Origin of the sequence: Paenibacillus sp. FSL H8-0122 (assembly GCF_038005345.1) — a bacterium.
Classification (GTDB): Bacteria; Bacillota; Bacilli; order Paenibacillales; family Paenibacillaceae; genus Paenibacillus_AQ.
Genome location: NZ_JBBOTB010000001.1, coordinates 3,570,260 through 3,590,466, shown reverse-complemented (window position 1 = coordinate 3,590,466; position 20,207 = coordinate 3,570,260). Strand labels below are relative to the sequence as shown.

The 20,207-nt window shown below is 47.8% G+C and carries 15 protein-coding genes; 10 read left to right on the top strand and 5 right to left on the bottom strand.

Annotated features, from left to right (window positions below; translation table 11 throughout):
- Positions 1-102: 102 nt before the first annotated feature.
- Positions 103-1,026 carry a cysteine synthase A gene (gene cysK, locus NSS64_RS15755; RefSeq protein WP_341140716.1) on the top strand — a complete coding sequence of 308 codons (924 nt, stop codon included), beginning with the start codon at positions 103-105 and terminating at the stop codon, positions 1,024-1,026.
- Positions 1,027-1,045: 19 nt separating this feature from the next.
- On the top strand, positions 1,046-2,062 hold the full coding sequence (locus NSS64_RS15750) for a hypothetical protein (protein WP_341140715.1): 1,017 nt from the start codon (positions 1,046-1,048) through the stop codon (positions 2,060-2,062).
- 29 nt (positions 2,063-2,091) lie between these two features.
- Here the strand turns inward: NSS64_RS15750 and NSS64_RS15745 are convergent, their stop codons facing one another.
- The 4 genes from NSS64_RS15745 to NSS64_RS15730 form a co-directional block, all read right to left on the bottom strand.
- Complete coding sequence (locus tag NSS64_RS15745; RefSeq protein WP_340992492.1) at positions 2,092-2,607, bottom strand: VanZ family protein; 516 nt, start codon at positions 2,605-2,607, stop codon at positions 2,092-2,094.
- Positions 2,608-2,655: 48 nt separating this feature from the next.
- A complete protein-coding gene (locus NSS64_RS15740) occupies positions 2,656-3,513 on the bottom strand; it encodes a M15 family metallopeptidase (RefSeq protein ID WP_341140714.1) in 858 nt (285 codons plus the stop codon).
- Between the two features lie 181 nt (positions 3,514-3,694).
- Positions 3,695-4,792 carry a sensor histidine kinase gene (locus tag NSS64_RS15735; RefSeq protein WP_341140713.1) on the bottom strand — a complete coding sequence of 366 codons (1,098 nt, stop codon included), beginning with the start codon at positions 4,790-4,792 and terminating at the stop codon, positions 3,695-3,697.
- A complete protein-coding gene (locus NSS64_RS15730; protein WP_341140712.1) occupies positions 4,785-5,480 on the bottom strand; it encodes a response regulator transcription factor in 696 nt (231 codons plus the stop codon). Before NSS64_RS15730 ends, NSS64_RS15735 begins: the two co-directional genes overlap by 8 nt.
- Before the next feature lie 240 nt (positions 5,481-5,720).
- Between NSS64_RS15730 and NSS64_RS15725 the strand changes: the two genes are divergently transcribed.
- The 3 genes from NSS64_RS15725 to NSS64_RS15715 are packed head-to-tail and all read left to right on the top strand — an operon-like array spanning position 5,721 to position 7,916.
- Positions 5,721-6,593 carry a sensor histidine kinase gene (locus NSS64_RS15725; RefSeq protein ID WP_341140711.1) on the top strand — a complete coding sequence of 291 codons (873 nt, stop codon included), beginning with the start codon at positions 5,721-5,723 and terminating at the stop codon, positions 6,591-6,593.
- Positions 6,562-7,227: a response regulator transcription factor gene (locus tag NSS64_RS15720; RefSeq protein WP_340941487.1), complete on the top strand. Its 666-nt coding sequence runs from the start codon at positions 6,562-6,564 to the stop codon at positions 7,225-7,227. Before NSS64_RS15725 ends, NSS64_RS15720 begins: the two co-directional genes overlap by 32 nt.
- Before the next feature lie 38 nt (positions 7,228-7,265).
- Positions 7,266-7,916, top strand: a complete 651-nt coding sequence (locus NSS64_RS15715) for a DUF1775 domain-containing protein (protein ID WP_445667840.1) — start codon at positions 7,266-7,268, stop codon at positions 7,914-7,916.
- A gap of 128 nt (positions 7,917-8,044) precedes the next feature.
- Here NSS64_RS15715 and NSS64_RS15710 read toward each other — a convergent pair whose 3' ends face one another.
- Positions 8,045-9,415, bottom strand: coding sequence for a GBS Bsp-like repeat-containing protein (locus tag NSS64_RS15710; protein ID WP_341140709.1), 1,371 nt, complete (start codon positions 9,413-9,415; stop codon positions 8,045-8,047).
- A gap of 168 nt (positions 9,416-9,583) precedes the next feature.
- Here NSS64_RS15710 and NSS64_RS15705 point away from each other — a divergent pair, with 168 nt between their 5' ends.
- From NSS64_RS15705 to NSS64_RS15685, 5 genes are read left to right on the top strand one after another with little or no spacing between them, the layout of a single operon-like run.
- A complete protein-coding gene (locus tag NSS64_RS15705; protein WP_341140708.1) occupies positions 9,584-11,056 on the top strand; it encodes an FG-GAP-like repeat-containing protein in 1,473 nt (490 codons plus the stop codon).
- A gap of 24 nt (positions 11,057-11,080) precedes the next feature.
- Complete coding sequence (locus tag NSS64_RS15700) at positions 11,081-11,359, top strand: hypothetical protein (RefSeq protein WP_341140707.1); 279 nt, start codon at positions 11,081-11,083, stop codon at positions 11,357-11,359.
- Positions 11,360-11,381: 22 nt separating this feature from the next.
- Positions 11,382-12,926: a discoidin domain-containing protein gene (locus tag NSS64_RS15695; protein WP_341140706.1), complete on the top strand. Its 1,545-nt coding sequence runs from the start codon at positions 11,382-11,384 to the stop codon at positions 12,924-12,926.
- Between the two features lie 25 nt (positions 12,927-12,951).
- A complete protein-coding gene (locus tag NSS64_RS15690) occupies positions 12,952-14,568 on the top strand; it encodes an RHS repeat domain-containing protein (RefSeq protein WP_341140705.1) in 1,617 nt (538 codons plus the stop codon).
- A gap of 34 nt (positions 14,569-14,602) precedes the next feature.
- Positions 14,603-20,197 carry an RHS repeat-associated core domain-containing protein gene (locus tag NSS64_RS15685; RefSeq protein ID WP_341140704.1) on the top strand — a complete coding sequence of 1,865 codons (5,595 nt, stop codon included), beginning with the start codon at positions 14,603-14,605 and terminating at the stop codon, positions 20,195-20,197.
- Positions 20,198-20,207: the final 10 nt, after the last annotated feature.

Below are 20,207 nucleotides of genomic sequence, written 5' to 3'. Positions count from 1 at the left end.
TCGTGGCAGCAATTCCTTAAAATCGACAAATGCTATCCCGTAACTATACAATGGGTGTTATATCGTGCATAAGATAAGGACCGAAACTAAGGAGGCACACCAATGACGAAGCGGGTAGTCAATAATATTACGGAGCTGATTGGCGGCACGCCGGTTGTACGCTTGAGACGGGTAACCGGACCGGAGGATGCGGAGCTGTATGTGAAGCTGGAGATGTTCAATCCCAGCGGCAGCGTCAAGGACCGGGCAGCCTATAATCTGATCCGGCAGGCGGAGCTGGACGGACGGCTGCAGCCGGGCGGGACGATTATTGAGCCGACCAGCGGCAATACCGGAATTGGACTGGCGATGAACGCGGCAGCGAAGGGGTATAAGGCCATCCTGATCATGCCGGATAATATGACGAAGGAACGGATCAATATCCTGAAGGCCTACGGGGCGGAAGTCGTGCTGACTCCGGCGGCGCAGCGGATGCCCGGCGCGATTGCCAAGGCGGTGGAGCTGGGACGGGAGATCCCCGGCAGCTTCATCCCGCAGCAGTTCGAGAATCCGGCGAACCCGGACATTCACCGCACCACCACCGCGCCGGAAATTCTGGAGCAGATGGAGGGGCGGCTGGATGTCTTCGTCGCCACCTCCGGGACAGGCGGCACCATCACCGGAACCGGCGAGGTATTGCGCGCGCGACTGCCGGAGCTACGTGTGGTTGTCGTGGAGCCGCAGGGTTCGCCGGTGCTGTCCGGCGGCCAGCCGGGGCCGCACAAGCTGGTGGGGACCAGCCCGGGCTTCGTGCCGGCGATTTTGAATACCGGCATTTACGATGAGATCGTGCAGGTATCCGATGAGGATGCCTTGGAGATGGTAAGAGAACTGGCCCGTACCGAGGGAATTCTGCTCGGACCTTCCGGCGGAGCCGCAGTCTGGACGGCCTTGCAGGAGGCGCGGCGCCTGGGACGGGGGAAGCGGGTGTTATGTATCGCACCAGATACCGGAGAACGTTACCTCAGCATGGGGATTTTCGACTAAATCATACTGGAGGCCCGCTATGAATCAAGCGAAGCACAGTTTCCGGCACCGGGTAAGAGCGGCCGGAAGTCTTATTCTTACAGCAGCCATAGTCTTTAGCCTGACCGGGTGTGCCCGGACGAATAGCAATGACGCTGCCAGCAGTGCAGCAGCTTCGGCCGGGCCGTCTACCGGCAGTCCATCGCCAGCCGCTCAGCAGACGGATAGCCCGGCAAGTGCGGTCCCGGCTGCATCAGCGTCAGCTACGGCCTCTCCAGCCCCGGCTGCCTTACTTGACCCTGCCAAGCTGCAGCCGGTCTTCGGATTCGCGAGTGAGACCGGGAGTCATATTATGGTCACCAGGGAAGAGGAGGGAAGCGGGGAGCAGTTGAAGTCCCTGAACACTGCCATTGGGAACGGGGGGCAGGTGCTGGCTGTGAAGCTGGAGAAGTGGCAGCCGGGCAACGATAACAACAACGGACGGGAGCTGGCGAATAATATTCCGAATATGTCCGGTTATCTGTTCAAGGTAGAGGGTGACGCAGCGATGCGGGATGAGACCTATGTTCTGGTTGATTCTGCGGTCTTTCCGCAGGCGGCCTTGCTGGAGGTTCAGCCTGCCGATCCGGCAGGCCCGCAGCTTGCAGCCGGCGATCCGCTGCGGAAGAGTATTGCAGCCGCCAAAGGGCGGAAGATCCAGTCCGCCTGGAAGTTGGCCGGGCTGGGCCCGGACAGAGAGCTCTATCTGGTGCAGTTCGTAAGACAGGATAAGGAGATGCTGTTTAGCCTGGTGTTGGAGGAAGACGGGAAGCTCAGCTTCAAGGACTATCCTGCTGAGATTACGGATAATGAATATTCAGTCTGGCGTGTCGATGACGGCGGTGAGGTGATCCCGCAGATGTTCTCCGTGCTGTTCGCGGCGCATACGGCAGACGGATTGCTGCTTGGGCTCAACTGGTGGGGAGCGGAGGGTGTAAACAGCTTTTTCCTGAAGCAGGAAGGCAATGGCTTCACGGAGCTTGCAATTGAATATGGCCGCTATATCTCTCCCTTGTGAGCAGGGCGAACGGAAAGCAAGGCTCCCCGTCACTTCTGGGTGACGGAGGAGCCTTGTCTGCCTGTCATATACATCATCATGATGGGGCGAATCAGCAGATATCCCAACATCCCGCCGAAGGTGTTCAGAAGAAGATCATCCACATCGAAGGTTCCAATATAGAAGACGGCTTGCGAGCATTCCAATACTGCGCTTAAGGCGAAGGACCACAGGATTACACCCTTGAAGGAGCCGCTGCCTCTTCCATTCGGGTTGAGCAGCACCAGGAAGATGCCATAAGGGATAAACAAGGCGATATTTCCCAAGAAATTAACGACGGTGCTAGTGCTGATATGGTGATAGGTGTTAGCCAAGGTGGCCAGCGGGATCAGATTTCCGCGTTGCAGACTGGCCGCAATATGGCCCGGGCTGTGCTGGAGCTGCTGCCAAAGGAAGCTAAGATCAATTGAACCGAATTTGAATAAAATGATTTTAAACAGAATATACACGTAAATGGTAAATAGCATCTGCAACCCGTATTTTGTCTGCTTGTGTGCCTGATTCATTTCTGCATCACCGCTTTCTGTAGATTGTAATGATATATGGGTTAGTCATTAAGGATATACCGTCATAATCACACCGCCTATATTGTCTCCGGAGAGTTCAAGATGCTTGCCGGCGGGGACAGGAACAGGGGTGTTCCCCTGCACTTCTACATAAGAGATCTGATACTTAGTACCGTTCACTGTAGTGGTGATCGATTGCTGCTCCTTAAGGAATTCCAGATATTCTTCCAGCGTGAAGTTCTTGTCGCGCATAATCACACTGTGTGGAAGCCCTACATACCGAAAATGCCATGGCTCATACTTGATGCCAGTGATATCTGTTTTATCCTCAGGATAGCGCAGAATGAAGCCGTAGTCCCATGCGTTATCCCGCAGCCATTGCCCTTCGGGGGCACGGCTCATGGACATCTGCGAGGAGCCGATATCCAGCGACAAGCCCAGATTATGCTCGCTGTAGCCGGGTGGCAGGGCGTAATCGGCCCCTTTTTCATCGTATAGCTGCTGCTGCTTGTCATTGTCCCTATATCCGCTGCTGATCAGGAAGCTGTTGATGTCCTCCATGGATGCGGCCTGTACCATCTCTGTGAATTTCTCTGCGACTTGCCTGGATAGCATCGTTTTGTGATCCAGCAGCAGGTATCCGGAGGTCAGCTCCTCATGATCGAGCAGACGGACGATGTCCTGGCTGACTCCCGTATCATGAACGGGGTAATCCTTGTTGACCAGCAGCAGGTTCCCTTGGTAGATTTGCTCTTTGGGAATAACCGTCAGATTCTTGGAGCCTTTATCTGCACTCGTCTGTACCGTCTCTATATTCAGTTCATTCTTTGCGGTCTCCTGCTCCCTATCCATCCATTTCATTCCGAGCAGTCCGGCAATTACGATGATTACTAACCATTTCTTCATGTTCTCGTCCTCCTTGTTTCAATGACTTAAGCATAGAGGAGTGTGTTTAAATAGAAGTGGGGGAAAGATAAAGTTTTTCTTAAAAGATAAAAATAAATCCGTTTCCACCTGAAGTGTCAACGCAAAAAACCGTCCTTCAAAAAGGACGGCAACACTGCGGCTGCAGCTGGACCAGAACAGACTATTGGATCACACCCGGCAGACGGACCTCGAAGAGCGTGCGGATCGTGTCACTCTGTACGGAGATGGTCCCCTGATGCTGCTCGACGATATTTTTGGCAATGAACAATCCCAGCCCGGTACTGCCTTCCTGATGGGTCCGTGCCCGGTCACCTGTATAGAACATATCGAACAGAAAAGGCAGATCCTCCGCCGGGATCATATCCCCGTAATTCATGACCTGGACAACGATCGTCTCACCCTCCGGGTAGCAGCGGACATCGACATAACGGCCGTCTTTGCCGTAACGCACAGCATTGGTCAGCAGGTTCTCGAACACCCGGGCCAGCAGTTCCCCGTCCCCGGTAATTTTGAGCTGCGGAGTGACCTCCATGCGGGCTGTCAGTCCGTTATTCTCCAGCAGAGGATACAATTCCTCGTTCAGCTGGACCAGCAGCTCGCTCAGATCCAGGGGGCGCTGCTCCACGGTAAGCATGCCATAGTTCATCCGGGTAATCTCGAACAGCTCGTCGATCAGCTTTTCCAGCCGCTGTGATTTGGTGTAAGCAATCGTGGTGTAATGTTTCACTTGCTCGGCGGTTAACTCCCCGTCCTTCAGCACCAGATCCAGGTAGCCGAGTACAGAGGTCAGTGGAGTCCGCAGGTCATGAGCCAGATTCAGCACCAGCTTGTCCTTGCTGTTCTCCGCAAAGTCCCCCCTTTCCACCGCTTCCTCCAGCTTATTCTTAGCCTGATTCAGATCAGCGGCAATATCCTCGAATTCATCGTTAGAATGGATTTGAATCCGGCTTTTGAAATCCCCGTTAGCCAGCAGGCGGATATGATGCGAGATTTCTTTGAAATAGCGGGCATACGGCTTGGTGAACAGGAAGAAGAACAGCAGCGCCAGCGGGATGAAGAAGATCAGGAAGAAATTCAGGTCGCCGAAATCGGCAATCAGGTAACGAAAGCGGGTCAGCTTGTCTTCATACTTCACCTGAGAGGTATAATACATTTGCAGGCTTTTGTAGAGTACAAAGGTAATAGCACCGGAGCAAATCATGCTGAGTACCAGCAGCGATATCATTTTGAAGCGGAAGCTGCGGACAAGATTAGCCATTGAACGTGTACCCTACCCCCCAGATCGTTTTGATCCATGTATTTTTACTTTGGTCATCGCCCAGCTTTTTGCGCAAGGTGCGGATATGGACCATCACAGTGTTTCCGCCTTCATAATAAGCCTCACCCCATATTTGCTGAAAAAGCTGCTCGGCGCTGAATACTTTCTTAGGGTAGCTGGCGAGCAAATACAGGATATCGAATTCCTTCGGCGTCAGCTCCACGGGATGTCCGTATAAGGTCACGGAACGGCGGTCCGGATCGACGATCAGCCCCCCGGCTTCCACCACGGCCTTCTGCTCGGTAACCGGCTGGTTCAGCTTCATAGAACGTCTAAGCTGCGCGTTCACTCTTGCGACCAGCTCCATGGGATTGAAGGGCTTGGTCATATAATCGTCGGCGCCGATGACCAGCCCGGTGATTTTATCCAGATCCGAAGTCTTCGCGCTCACAAAAATAATCGGCAGCCCATGCTGCTCCCGGATCTGCCGGGTCACCTCATACCCGTCCAGCCCGGGCATCATAATATCCAGAATCGCCAGGTCGATATGCCTGGACTGGATGACCTGCACCGCTGCCGGGCCGCTTGTTACCTTTATGGGGTGGTAGCCTTCTTTGTCCAAATGCAGTCCGATCAGATCGGCAATCTCGGGATCATCGTCGGCGATTAGAATCGTAATCCGTTTCATATGATTATCTCTCCTGTAGTGTCAGCATCAATGTATACTTGATTGAATGTTATTCCTAGTGTAACCTATCGGATATTGTTTCGCTAACTGTTATGATAGGACGATGGGAGCTATGAAGGGAATGATTTAACTTTTAAATACTTAATTCTGTAACATATGCGGACGGGCATAGCCCTAAAGAGTCATGCCGCCGGTCACCCGGAAATGGTAAAATAACGAACAGAAATTGGGGAGGGAACCGTGACGTATACCCGAATTAAAGTGCTTATCCTGCTGATTCCAACGGTTATGGTCGGTATCTGGGAATGGGTGAGACATCAGTTCCTGATGCCGTACATCTCTATGGACACGGGGAACTTCTTAACACCTGTATTGGTATTTCTGTGCAGTATTATTCTGCTGCTGCCGCTCTTTCGCCTCATGGAGCGCAATCAGCGGGAGCTCGAGCAGGAGCGGGCGGCCACCGGAGCGATGGAAGCTCGGGAGGCGCTGGCCAAAGAGCTGCATGACGGAATGGCCCAGTCCCTGTTCCTGCTCTCCGTGCGGATCGACCGGCTGGAGCATAGCCGCAAGGACGGCGGTATCAGCGCGGACAGTGTGGATCAGATCAAAAAGACCGTTCACGAGGTTAACCGTTATGCACGTCAGGCTATTGCCAATCTGAAGGTGCCCGTGAGCGGTGCGGAGAACTTCTCGCTGGAGCGTTCTATCCATGAGCAGCTGGCGGCCATAGCCGGAGAAGTCATGATCGAGGTATCTCTCGATTGGCATCTGGAGGAGCAGTTGCTGACGCCGGCGGAACAGGCAGAGCTGTTGTCCTGCATTCGTGAAGCGATTATCAATGTGCGTAAGCACACACGTGCCGGCAGGGTGTCCGTCTCGGGTCATGGGAATGAACACGGCTGGCGTATAACTGTTGTAGATGACGGTGCGGGGATTGAGCATGATGATCCTTTTGCGGTGAGCGGCAGCTATGGCCTACAGATTATGAGGGAACGGTCCCGCAGTATGGGCTGGAGATTGGATGTACAATCGGGGGCAGTCGGAACCACTGTAGAAATTACGAAGGGGGAGGTGCAGGATGGAACGCTGCCGGGTGCTGATCGTCGATGACCATGCACATGCCCGTGAGGCAATGAGCGAGATACTGGCGCTGGATGAACGGTTTGAAGTAATCGGTGCCGTGGCCAGCGGAGCGGAGGCGATTGTCTGGACCGGGCAATGGATGCCCGACCTGATCCTGATCGATATCGAAATGCCGGGAATGGATGGTCTGGAGACCACGCGGCGCATCAAGCTGGAATATCCGTATGTCCGGATTGTCATCGTCACCGTGTCGGATGAGATCTCTTATCTGTTCGAAGCGCTTAAGCAGGGGGCGCAGGGGTATCTCCTGAAGAATCTGGCCCCGTCCACCTGGATCGAATACCTGCTGGCGATTGTAAGCGAGGAGGTGCCGCTGAGCCGGGAGCTGGCGTTCCAGATTCTGAAGGAGTTCGCGGTCACCTCCGTCAAGGAGGAGCGGGAGGCATTAACGGCGCGGGAGAAGGAGATACTGGGCTGTGTATCCTCCGGGTCCACCAATAAGGAGATTGCCGCCACCCTCGGGATCTCCGAGCATACGGTCAAGAATCACCTGAAGAACATTCTCCAGAAGCTTCAGCTTCAGAACCGCACACAGCTTACAAGATATGCTCTGGAGCAGGGGCTGGCTTCGCGGGAGCGGGATTTTCCGGGGAAGAGATAGATTATTACAAGAGACAAGGAGAGATTCATTTGAATAGATTGTTTCGTAAAATAGCCGCACTGGCCGCACCGGCAGCCGCAACACTACTGTTGTTCGCTGCCGTGGCGAGTGCCCACGTAACCGTAAGTCCAGCGCAGTCCAGTACGGGGGCCTGGGAGACGTATACGCTGAAAGTGCCGTCTGAAAAAGAAAGCGCCACCGTGCAGGTGGATCTGCGGATGCCGGCAGGCGCGGAATTCAAGCAATACGAAGCCACTCCCGGCTGGGAGGTAACGGTTGAAGGGAATAAAGTGAGCTGGATTGCGAAGGACGGCGGCATACAGGCCGGGCAGTTCCAGCGCTTCTACTTCACAGCCAAGAACCCGGACTCCGCAGGCGATATCGCCTGGGATGCCTATCAGCACTATGCCGACGGCAGCCTGGTGCAATGGTCCGGCGAACCCGGCACGGAATCCCCGCATTCCATCACGGCCATCGCTGAAGCCTCCGGCAGCGCCGGTGGCGGCCACGGCCACGGTGCCGCAGAAATGTCCGGCAGCGGCACCATGACCATGGATGAGCATCAGGCCATTGTGAACGAGGAGGGCAAAGCTACCGGCACCTCGCCGATGCTCTACATTACCCTCGGCATCTCCCTGGTCTCCTTCCTGCTGGCAGCGATCGCTTTGCTTCGGGGGAAGCAGGAGTAGGCTGGAGGATTAGGATGGATTGACTTGTATGGAGAGAACCCCGCAGCAGATGTGAATTCTATCTGCTGCGGGGTTCTTTGTGGTTGGTATCAAGTGCTGTTTATCCAACTGCTGCTCAGGTGAAAATATCATTTGATTACAATTGTTTTAACACCGATTCCAGTGCTATTTCCAAATGGGTCAGTGGTATAGATGTGCGTTATATAAGTGCCAGTCTCGTAATTGTGTTCACTGAGAGGAATGGTGATTTTCCATGTTCCTGGTGATACTTTTTGGCCGCCACTTTGCTTTATATCATCCTGACCGTTGAACTCGGTCCAAGTGTAGTAGGTTAGCTTAGAAATATCTTCACGTATATTTTCTATTGTTATTTCATAGGAACCAGACTTTAAATTAACTTTATCTGGAATAATGACTTTGTTTGTTTTTACTATTGTTGAAACCCCTCCGAAATAAACGCCGTCAACCCAGACGTCATTGTAGTACAATCCAGACTCATTATTATGCTTGTTAAAAGGAACTACAGCTCGCCAAATGCCATCGGAAACTTTTGTGCCGGATATTAAAGGAGAGGCTAAATCATCCTGACCGTTGTAGTCCGTCCAAGAGGGGAAAACAACATTTTTGGCGTCCTTATTGACTCCATAGGCGTAGACTTCATACGAACTATCCAATAGATTTACCTCAGAGGGAGCAATTATAGAAGAATGGACTTGAGTCTGAACACCGATTCCAGTGCTATTTCCGTATAAGTCAGTTGTATAGATATGGGTAGTATATATACCTGTCTCGAAAGAATGATCACTTAATGGGACCGTGATTTTCCACATACCTGGCGATACTTTCTGCCCTTTATTTTGCTTCAAATCATCCTGACCATTGGCTTCAGTCCAAGTGTAGAAGGTCATATTAGTTATTGCTTCACTTACTCCTTCAACGATAATATCATACACTCCATCTTTAAAATTTACCTTCTCTGGAATAGTAACCTTATTTCTTGTAACAACTGTAGTGGTTCCTCCAAAATACACACCATCAACCCAGACATCATTGTAGTACAACCCAGACTCCTGATTATGTTTGCTAAAAGGAACGACAGCTTTCCAAATACCATCGGAGACTTTTTCACCGGCTACCAAAGGAGAAGCTAAGTCATCATTACCATTAAAGGCCGTCCAAGTAGGAAAGGTGACATTTTTGGCTTCCTTTTTAACCCCATAGGCATATACCTCATAGGAGCTATCTAATAAAGTCGCTTCTGCTGGTGCTTGGACTACAGGTGTTTTAAGTTTGCTTTTAGAGGTAAGATTACCATTCAGGTCATGTTTATAAATAATGACCGTTCCATCATCATAAGTCACACTGCTGAGCTGTCCCGTAGAACCTTTGTAATTATACTGAACTGCTAAAGACACATCGTTGTCCCATATCAAAAAAAGAAGCATTCCCAACACAAACATAATAAATTTCGAACAATATTTATTTACGATTACACCCATTTCTCTTAATCCCCCTAAGTAAATTCTTAGAGGATTATAGCCTTTTCGGCAATCTCTGTAAATTATAGAAGTCTCCATTCTGATAATGTGACTAAAACAGTACGCAATCGACAATATAAGTTTTATTTCGACAAAATACAACCGTTTAAATGTGCGGGGCGGTAAATTATGATGAGTGAGGAAGTCATTGGGTTTGAATGCGGGTGGGTTCCGCTATGCTGGCTAAGACAAATTCAATTAAGGAGAGGGCTTAAAACTAACATGAACTTCAAAAAATACAAAACTCTATTTCTGGTCATTACTATACTTTTTTCAATTAGTATTAGTACAATTACTTCCGCAGCCGGAGCCTCCAATCTAAATAAGCATACTGGCTACCTCCCATGGAGCTGGAGCACAACTAGCCGAATGATCGATGACAATAGTTCGATGTGGTTTGAGGATGTGAACGGCGACGGGAAGAAGGATCTAATCTCCAAAGGTGAAGCAGGAGCCTGGAATGCTGGAGTTGTCTACGTTGCCTTAAGCACCGGAACTGGGTTTCAGCCTTGGACGTGGAATTCCGGCTCCCGTATGATCGACGACAATAGTTCGATGTGGTTCGCTGATGTGAATGGGGATGGTAAAGCAGATCTTATCACTAAGGGTGAACCAGGGGCGTGGAATGCCGGGGTCATCTACGTTGCTTTGAGCACGGGGAATGGCCACCAGTCTTGGAACTGGAACTCTGGTGTACGTATGCTTGATGATCACAGTCCAGTATGGCTTGAGGATGTGAATGGAGATGGTAAGGCGGATTTGATTTCAATCGGACAAGCAGGAGCATGGAATGAAGGACGCATATACGTGTCATTAAGCACGGGGGCAGGGTATCAGCCTTGGACTTGGACATCATCCATTAAGATGCTCACTCCGCAAGATACAGCTTGGTTCGCAGATGTGAATGGAGACGGTAAGGCAGATTTAATCGCAAAAGGTCAGCCGGGCGCAATCAATGCTGGTCAGATGTATGTCTCTTTAAGCACCGGCAGCGGTTATAATCCATGGACTTGGACATCGGGGTCACGAATGGTTAATGATAATGATGTTCAGTGGTTTGCTGATGTGAATGGAGACGGCAAAGCCGACATGATATCCAAAGGTCAGCCCGGAACAGCCAATGCTGGATATGTGTTCGTCTCATTGAGTAATGGAGCAGGCTATGCATACTGGACATGGAACAGCGGCAAACGAATGATCGACGACAGCGGAACCATGTGGTTTTCAGATCTTAATGGAGATGGTAGGGCCGATATGATATCGGTAGGGAAGAATGTGGGTTATAACGATGGCTGGTTGTACGTCTCTCTGAGTACTGGAAGTGGCTATCCATATTGGACCTGGAACTCTGGCAGCAGAATGATTGATAGTAATGATTTATGGTTCAGCGATGTAAGTGGCGACGGAAGAGGGGACTTGATCATTAAGGGAAGCGGCCGGGAAGCAGGTTTTGTTCGCGTGGCAGTCAGTACGGATTTTAATCAAATTCAGCACGAGTATAATGCAACTGGTCAACTTCTGCTTACCACCCTGCCAGACGGATCAACAATCCAATATACATATGATAAGAACGGGAATTTACTGAAAGTGGAGAAGAAATGATCTTTTTAAGGATGGAGAGATTTAATGAAACACTATAAAACGCTTGGCTTGTTTTTTTTGTTTTTTATTTTATGCTCAATCTCTGTGAAGGCTGAATCTTCAAATAATCTTAACACGACATTCTATCATTATGATTCTGGCGGTAGCCGGCTGGATCACACAATAGATTCAAACAACAATAGTACCTATTATCTGTATGACCGTAACGGGAATATCAAACGTAAGATTGCTTCCTCTGGAGTTAGCGTCTTTACCTCATCTAGTATAGAAGGCTGGGCAGCCTTACAAACTAAGCGACAATAATGCGGCAACGGTATGGTCAAGTGTGAATAGGGGCAACGAAGACGATGTGGAATGGGTAGCTGCTGACCTAGGCAAAAGTGGTATTGTAGGCGGAGTCGAATTAACTCCAAGGGGGAAGCTGTCTTTTCCGGTTAACTTTAAAATACAGTCTAGTGACGATGCAGTGGCTTGGACAGATCTCCCTGGTCAGACCTACAGCAATTTTGTCAATGATGGTTCGACTCATTTTTTTCAGTTTGAAGCACCAGTAATTGCAAGATACATAAGAGTATATGCTACGAAGTTAGGGAAGGACGATAACGGACAACTATATTTCCAACTTGCTGAAATTAAGATAATGCGGTCTACTGTTGCGACTTCATCCACAATTGGCGGCTGGCCTGCGTCCAGACTGGTAGATCAGAATGCTACAACAACCTGGTCAAGCATAGCGCGATATCCGGCTGAGAGTACAGAATGGGTCGTCTTTGATTCTGGGAGCGTACAGATGATAGGGGGAGTTCAACTACATCCAAGAGGAACACTGGGATTTCCGGTTGATTTTAGAATACAGAGCAGTAGTGATGCTAAGTCTTGGACAGATATCCCGGGACAGGCCTACAGAGGATATATCAATAATGGATCTGTTCAAACATTCAAATTCGATGCCCCTGTCATTGACCGTTACGTAAGGGTTTATGCTACCAAGCTTGGTACGGATGACAATGGCGGTTATTATTTTCAGCTTGCTGAGATTGCAGTCAATTTGTCAACGGTAGCAGTGTCTTCTGAACTAAACGGCTGGCCTGCATCCAGACTGGTGGATCAGAATACTAGCACAATTTGGTCAAGTATAGCGCGATATCCAGCAGAGAGTACAGAATGGGTCGTTGTAGATTCCGGGAGTATGCAGATGATAGGCGGGGTTCAGTTAACTCCAAGAGCGAAATTAGGGTTCCCGGTTGACTTTAAAATACAGAGCAGCAGCGATGCTAGATCTTGGACAGATATCCCGGGGCAGTCCTACACAGGATATATTAACAATGGATCTGTTCAAACATTTAACTTCGATGCTCCTGTTATTGACCGCTATGTAAGAATTTACGCAACCAAACTAGGTACGGATGATAATGGAGGATATTATTTTCAGCTTGCTGAGATTAAGGTCAATTTGTCAACAGTAGCTGTCTCTTCTGCACTGAATGGCTGGTCCGCATCAAGATTGGTAGACCAAAACACTTCAACCATTTGGTCAAGTATAGCCCGTTATCCGTCAACAAGTACAGAGTGGGTAGCTGTAGATTCCGGTATGATCCAGAAGATTACTGGCATTCAACTGATTCCAAGAGCAACATTGGGATTTCCGGTCGATTTTAAAATACAGAGCAGCGTAGACGGTAAAGTCTGGACAGACATAAAGGGACAGTCTTATACCGGCTATGTTAACAATGGGAAGATTAAAACGTTCACCTTCGATGCTCCCATCATGGCACGGTATGTACGAGTATATGCGACCAAACTTGGTACCGATGATAACGGAGGTTTTTATTTTCAGCTGAGCGAGTTCGGGATCAATAAATCTAAATAATACTACCTAAGAATCGAGGAGTCTAATGCGTAAATCTTTATCTGCAAATCCATTTGTTTTCACAATCGTTCTTTTAATGTTTTCTTTCACTATTTTGAATTCTGCGTCTGCCGCTACCTTCTACTATTATGATGCGAATGGCAGATTGGCACAAAAAAGCGAATTGACCGGAGAGACGGAACGCTACTTCTACGATAACAACGGGAATCTAGCATCTAAGAATTTTGGAGAACCCTATTTTGAATTACAGACTGCTTTTGGCTCCAAACAAGGAGAGAACAACTGGTACTACCAGCTATGGGACGGAGTACAGTACAAGGATATGAAGTGGGATCCGGTTGAATCAAGATGGAGAGGGGAGCAAAACTGGGACATCGTTAGCAAGGAATGGATGCATCCAGACGGCAATGACGCCGTGCTTAAATGGGTTGCACCTCAAACCGGGTCCATACGAATCGCAGGAAGAGTAGCCAAACACCCGCTCAACCTGGAAGGTGACGGGGTGCGCGTGAAGATTATGAAGAACAGTACGCAAATCTGGCCCTCAGCAGGTTGGCAAAGTATACAAGGTGATGATGCCATCGGAGTGACCACGGACGTAAACATTAATGTAACTAATGGAGACTCTATCTATTTTATCGTTAATCAAAATGGAACCATAGGATATGATGCCACTAAATGGTCACCGTCAATTACATATATTGAAAAAGCTTCGACTGCATTTGGCTCTGAGCAGGGAAGAAACAACTGGTACTATCAACTATGGAACGGAGTCCAGTATAAAGACATGACATGGGACCCGGCGGAAGCAAGATGGAGAGGGGAGCAAATCTGGAACATTGTCAGCAAGGAATGGATGCATCCGGATGGTAATGACGCTGTGCTTAGATGGGTTGCGCCTCAAACGGGTTCCATACGGATCGCAGGCAGGGTAGCCAAACACCCGGTTAACCTGCAAGGGGATGGGGTGCGCGTGAAAATTATGAAGAACAGCACTCAAGTCTGGCCCTCAGCAGGTTGGCAAAGTATAAAAGGCGATGATGCTATCGGAGTGACGGCGAACATGAATATTAATGTAACAAAGGGGGACTCCCTCTATTTTGTCGTCAACCAGAATGGTGATCAGCTCTATGATGGGACTACATGGAATCCCTCGATTACATATATTGAAAAGATGTCATCCGCTTTTGGCTCCGAACAGGGAAAGAATAACTGGTACTACCAACAGTGGGACGGAACCCAGTATAAAGACATGTCATGGGACCCGGCTGAATTAAGATGGAGAGGGGAACAAAACTGGAATATTGTCAGTAAGGAATGGATGCATCCGGAAGGTAATGATGCTGTGCTTAAATGGGTTGCGCCTCAAACGGGTTCCATACGTATCGCAGGAAGAGCAGCTAAACACCCGGTGAACCTGGAAGGGGACGGGGTGCGCGTGAAGATTATGAAGAATAGCACTCAAGTCTGGCCCTCAGCAGGCTGGCAAAGTATAAAAGGCGATGATGCTATCGGAGTGACGACGAACTTGAATATTAATGTGACAAAGGGAGATTCCATCTATTTTATCGTCAACCAGAATGGTAACTATGGGTACGATGCTACTAAATGGAATCCATCTATAAATTATATCTTGCAATAGCTTAATCAAATATATTACGACAGGAGAACTGTTCATGCGAACTAAATCGCTATTCAATCGCTGGTTGATCATTATTTTATCTATTGCTCTGGTGTTGAGCTCATTTCCGTCCTTGCAGGGATCGGCATATGCTGAAGCGGCACAAAATTCACCTGCGGTTTCAAAAGTTGCTGCTGTTCCCACACCCTCTGCTACACCAAGTCCAGAGTTTTCAAAAAGACCTGAACCTCAGCCAACTGCACCTCCAGTAGATTTCAAAGAGCGGAGTGATTTGTCCTACAAGCAGACCGTTTCCGAGTCTTCCGTGATGAAAGATGTATATCTAACAGAAGACGGAAATCCTACTCCCCCTAAACCTTTTAACATCTTAGAAGAGGAGCCAGAGCTTCGCCTGCTCGCTCTTCATTATAGTGAGCAGTTTGGAAGCATCCAAGAACCTTATTTGAGTAAAGAGCTTGTCGAAGAACTTGCTGCAGACGGTGCTCGTATCAAAGATATGTATGCGATCGCTTTTTTACAAGATCTATTGGATATGCCCCCTCTGAAGCTTTGGGAAGAACAACAACTGAAATCAATGTCTTGGATTGAGCTTGAAGCCAGTTTAACCACGAAGATGTCAGGTCCCTCCAGTTCAAAAACTGTAACAGATGACGTATATCCAATAGAATCGGGTACTTTCTCCTTGCATAGAGAGCAAGCAAGCATTATCGATGCGGTATATAGCGAGTCAGAATTGGCTTTTCCCCAGCGTGCTCTATATAAACTAAACCAGAATATTGCTAGTCTACTTAATGGCAATGGAATGAAAGTGATTAATCAGACCTTTAAAGAACAATATTCTGATCATTACGAAACCAATGAAGCAATCGATCCGGCTACAGGAACCTTAACCTGGAAAAGTAATCAAATCTCACTCCCTGGACGTGATGGTCTTGACTTGAATCTGGGGGTCATATACAGTTCCAATCAAGCCAGTCCTTATCTTCCTAATGCCACCAATGAATATGGAACTCCTGTGAATACCAGAGAAATTTATGATTATAATCTGAGGCGAAATCAGTTGGGTCTGGGATGGTCCTTCCGAATTCCCTATGTTGATACGGACAATAGTCAGATCTATTATCATGATGGGGAAGGAGGAAATTATGAACTTAGGCAAACAAATGAATCTGGAGCAGGTGGATACAGTCTTCTGAATTTAAAAGATTATCAAAAAGGAGACACTAAAGTATATTATTCTTCGCAGAATCAAGAACTCTATGTTGAGCGTTCGGATCATTCACGAGAATACTATACTATGCGTGATACTTGGCCGAGTAACTACGGAGAGTTGTACCAAAAAGTAGACCGATTTGGAAATAAGATAACTTATGAGTACGGTATGTTAGAAGGGACAAATGGAGAACGGGCACTAAAAAAAATAACGGATACGATCGGACGAACCCTTGAATTTGACTATGTATACTCGACACCTGCAAACCCAGTTTTAGAGTCTCTTACTGTTACGGTGAAAGATCCGGGCCAACGTGCCGTGCAAAGGATCAAGTATACGCAAGATAATCTATTTATGTCCTCAACCGGAGAAATGCTTTCAGCCCTATCGAAAATTGATATAGAAGGGAAAGTTGTCACAGAATTTAATTATCAGGGTGCCATGTATAATTTTGATTATTATCATCGTAGCATTCCGTCCATGTATTCGACGTATACCGCCAATCTTATTTTAACAAAAGTAAAGTATAATTCTACCTCTGAGACCGTGTATGTACCGGAGAAAGCGGTGCATAATCTTGGGAATGAAGGGTTAATCGAGCAAAGCCGAATTATGAGCCGGTATGATGTGATTTTAAAACAAAATGGCGTACAAGAAATTAACAATAGAATCAATTATGAATATAATGGGGATTATTCAGGTTTTCCGGCATTACTAGTAGAAAAAGGAAACGAAATGGTACTTCCTGATGGATATACCTTCTCCAGTGCGGCCATTCAATTAGACAAATCCGGACAACAAGTCGAGAAAGTGACAACCGCATATAATCATGAACGGCAAATGGTATCGGTGGATGAAACCATTCTTGCGGGAGCAAATGCAGGAGAACGCAAGGTGGAACGATACACAGGATTCCAACCCAATTTCAAGTATACCCCTACCTCTATAGAGCAGCTAGAGTATCAAGGAGACGCGGATCCCAATCCCAATCAACTATTTACAGATATAAGCTATGATGCTTTAGGATACGTAACTTCTCAAACGGTTCCATTGAATGTGGTACAGCGAAATGATCTGGCTCTAAAAGAAAAGTACACGACTCGTTATACCTATGATTCGACCTTTCATTTTATCGCTTCGCAGTCTAGGTATCAAAATGAGAGTGATTCCGTTCCAAAAAGCCAAACGTATAGTTACACTGCTCAAGGCAGATTACAAAATACGATGAATCCGCTAGGCGAAGCGACAGAGTATGTCTATGAGAACGCAGGGGATGGATCGGGTAGCCTCCATAAGATGACGGCGATTCTTAAGACAGCGGGGGGAAAGATAGCCCGTAAAACCGCAACGACTTTTGGAGCAGAAACCGGGTATGCTTACCCAACAAAGCAAGAGGATTATATTGATATTGGTCAGCCGGCCCAGCAAATCATCAGCAAAACTATGGGTTATGATCTGGGCTTAGGCAAGCTTGTTCGTGAAACGGATGGGAATAATCAGACTACAAGTTATGCTTATGATGAGCTAGGCAGATTGTTGAAGATTACGAGACCCAGTTATACGAATACTAACGGGGTAAGCTACAGTGAGACGGAGGAATATAAATATACAAATAATCAAGTCTCTACAAACTATGATGCTGTCAATGCCGGAACGAAAAGTTTCGTTGTTGACACCATTCACACTGTAACCCAAACTTCTAACGGAAACACTGTCAAGACGTACGGTATTGTGTTTTACAATGGACTGGGACAAGCTCTGCTCGAAGAGCGATATGATCCTAATGTGGAAAGGTATACCCAAACGCAATACCATTATGATGAATGGAGCCGGCCGGTATATTCTATCGATCCCGCGGGAAATACGCTTACCGCAAGCTATGATGGTTGGGGAAGGCAGAACCGTGCCACCAATGCCAATAATGATCAGATGGTCAGCGACTACAATTTCAAAACGCGTACCAGCGCCAGTTATATTAAGGATCACACTAACGGTGAAGTATTGAATTACGTAGAGCAGAGCTATGATCCTTGGGGGAATAAGCTGTCAGCGGCAACCTACAAGGATTGGCCAACCAATCAGCAGCGGATCGCCGAATCATACCGGTACGATATTATGGGTAATGTTACAGGGTATACTGACCCTAATCACAATCTGAATGAAGATGGGGTAACTACCTCCTTTACGTATGATGCTTTAGGCCGGTTAATCAGCCTGAAGGATGCCTTGAACCAGACAACGAACTACAGCTATGATGGGAACGGCCAAGTCACCAAGGTTACGATTCAAGCCAAAGGCGGTACTCCGCAAACCCTGAACACCAAGGCCTATAACGAACTGGGTCTGCCTAGCGTCAAGCAGGATGGTGCCTCGCAAAGTGAGAGCTATACGTATAATAATCTGGGGCAATTGGCCGCGAAAACGGACCGTAACGGCAGTTCATTCGGGTACGTATATGACGAAAGCGGTCAGCTGAAAACAAGCACGATTCGAGGAAATATTAATAGTGTAGCGCAAATACAGGAAACCAAAATGATTTACGGCGATGGTAGCCCGGATAAGCAGACGGTTCGAACCCTTACCAATGGAGTAGAGACCGCTTCACATACCCAAACCCAGAACAGTCTGGGTCAAGTAAGCAGTGTATATTCGAAATCGGGTGCACATGCGGCATCGATCGGTAACCAACTTGATGTCTTAGGACGAATGAAACAGATTACAGATAACTATATGGGGTTCTCTGCGAATTACCAATATTCTAAGGAACGGTTGGACAAAGTTCAAACGAATGGAAGCTCGACCCTAAATAGTGACCCTTCTGTAAATGCCCAGTATAGTTATTATGCGAACAATCAGATTCACCGGATTGTCTATCCGACACTGACGGATGGCAGTCAACTTATCACGACATATACGTATAACAAAGCACTCGGCTGGACGGAGATGATGCAAAATACAAAGGGAAGCGGAAGCCTGTCCAGTTACAACTACAGCTATGACAACAACGGGAACCGGATCTCTGTCAGCGAAGCACGCAACGGAGCGGCTGCTCAAAAAACGAATTACAGCTACGACGCACTGAACCGGCTGATCTCCATCAGCCGCCCGGACGGCGGCCAAACGACGTATACGTATGATGTGCGGGGCAACCGCCTAACGTTGTCCGATACGAGCTCCGCAAGCACGGATTCTGCTGATACCAGCTACACGTATGATCTCCAGAATACATTAACAAGTGTCACCAAGGGCGGCGCCAGCACCAGCTTCAAGTACTACGCAGATGGAATGCGATCCATGAAAACGAAGGGTAATACCCAGACCCAGGTGAACTACAACTTCCAGGGCCAAGTCATCTCGGAAGAAAAGATCGTCAATGGCACCTTTGTAGAACAGGCAAACTTTGTCCGGGGAGACCGGGTGTTGGTGAAGAAGGATAAAAAAGCGGCTAAGGATTATTACTACTTGTACAACGGGCATGGTGACGTAGTGCAGATCGTCGATACTAACGGAACAGTAGTGAACAACTACACCTATGACGAGTGGGGCAACATCACCAGCCAGGATGAGAAAACCTCTAATTCCTTCAAGTATACGGGAGAGGTGTATGACGAGGAGACAGGACTGTATTACCTGCGAGCACGTTATTATGATCCGAGTATGGGGCGGTTTTTGAATGAGGATACGGTTGAAGGGCAGATTACAAATCCGCTGAGTCAGAATTTGTATACTTATGTAGGAAATAACCCATTAATTTTTTCTGACCCATCTGGTCATAGTATGGAAAGCGATCATGTACTTCCTCAACATGTTCTTAATCAACTTGCACCTCTATCAGCTGGTTGGGAAGATTTACAGAGACAACTTTTATCATTAGATAATAGTTCGACCAGTAATATAACTAGGATGAACATTATAGCGTTACAAACTACTATACACCGTGCAGCTCAAAATATAAGATTTAATTATTTCAGTACAATTAAAAATCCAACACAAACACAGATTGACGCTGCAAGTAGTGCGGGATACATTTTTGGGAAAAATGTAGATTTGAGTGCAGGTTATAAGGGGAGAGTTGATGCACAAAATGATGGTAGTGGTACTCAAAGACATGGACATATTTTCGGACCCAAAGGGGAAGAATGGGCGCGCAATCTAGATGGAACTATCCATGATGCTAATAGAAATAGTCCTGGATCACCACCAAAATGGGTACAGAAAGAAATGGAAAAGAAAACAAGGTTTAAGTGGAATGAGGTTAACTCAACTTTGCCTACAAGCTCTATAAATCCAGGAAACGCAGAAACTGGTTTGTATGTAGTTGGTGGAGGCTATCTTGCTTATAGAGGAATAAGACTCCTACCTTCATTAATACCTATATTGTGGCCAACGCTGCCCGCAAATTTACTAGCCCCATAGGAGGGAAAAA

Bases quoted from the DNA above. Each gene is read 5' to 3' on its own strand.
- NSS64_RS15710 (WP_341140709.1), bottom strand. From the start codon at position 9,415: ATGGGTGTAATCGTAAATAAATATTGTTCGAAATTTATTATGTTTGTG.
- cysK (WP_341140716.1), top strand. From the start codon at position 103: ATGACGAAGCGGGTAGTCAATAATATTACGGAGCTGATTGGCGGCACG.
- NSS64_RS15740 (WP_341140714.1), bottom strand. From the start codon at position 3,513: ATGAAGAAATGGTTAGTAATCATCGTAATTGCCGGACTGCTCGGAATG.
- NSS64_RS15720 (WP_340941487.1), top strand. From the start codon at position 6,562: ATGGAACGCTGCCGGGTGCTGATCGTCGATGACCATGCACATGCCCGT.
- NSS64_RS15690 (WP_341140705.1), top strand. From the start codon at position 12,952: ATGCGTAAATCTTTATCTGCAAATCCATTTGTTTTCACAATCGTTCTT.
- NSS64_RS15685 (WP_341140704.1), top strand. From the start codon at position 14,603: ATGCGAACTAAATCGCTATTCAATCGCTGGTTGATCATTATTTTATCT.
- NSS64_RS15750 (WP_341140715.1), top strand. From the start codon at position 1,046: ATGAATCAAGCGAAGCACAGTTTCCGGCACCGGGTAAGAGCGGCCGGA.
- NSS64_RS15735 (WP_341140713.1), bottom strand. From the start codon at position 4,792: ATGGCTAATCTTGTCCGCAGCTTCCGCTTCAAAATGATATCGCTGCTG.
- NSS64_RS15705 (WP_341140708.1), top strand. From the start codon at position 9,584: ATGATGAGTGAGGAAGTCATTGGGTTTGAATGCGGGTGGGTTCCGCTA.
- NSS64_RS15745 (WP_340992492.1), bottom strand. From the start codon at position 2,607: ATGAATCAGGCACACAAGCAGACAAAATACGGGTTGCAGATGCTATTT.
- NSS64_RS15700 (WP_341140707.1), top strand. From the start codon at position 11,081: ATGAAACACTATAAAACGCTTGGCTTGTTTTTTTTGTTTTTTATTTTA.
- NSS64_RS15730 (WP_341140712.1), bottom strand. From the start codon at position 5,480: ATGAAACGGATTACGATTCTAATCGCCGACGATGATCCCGAGATTGCC.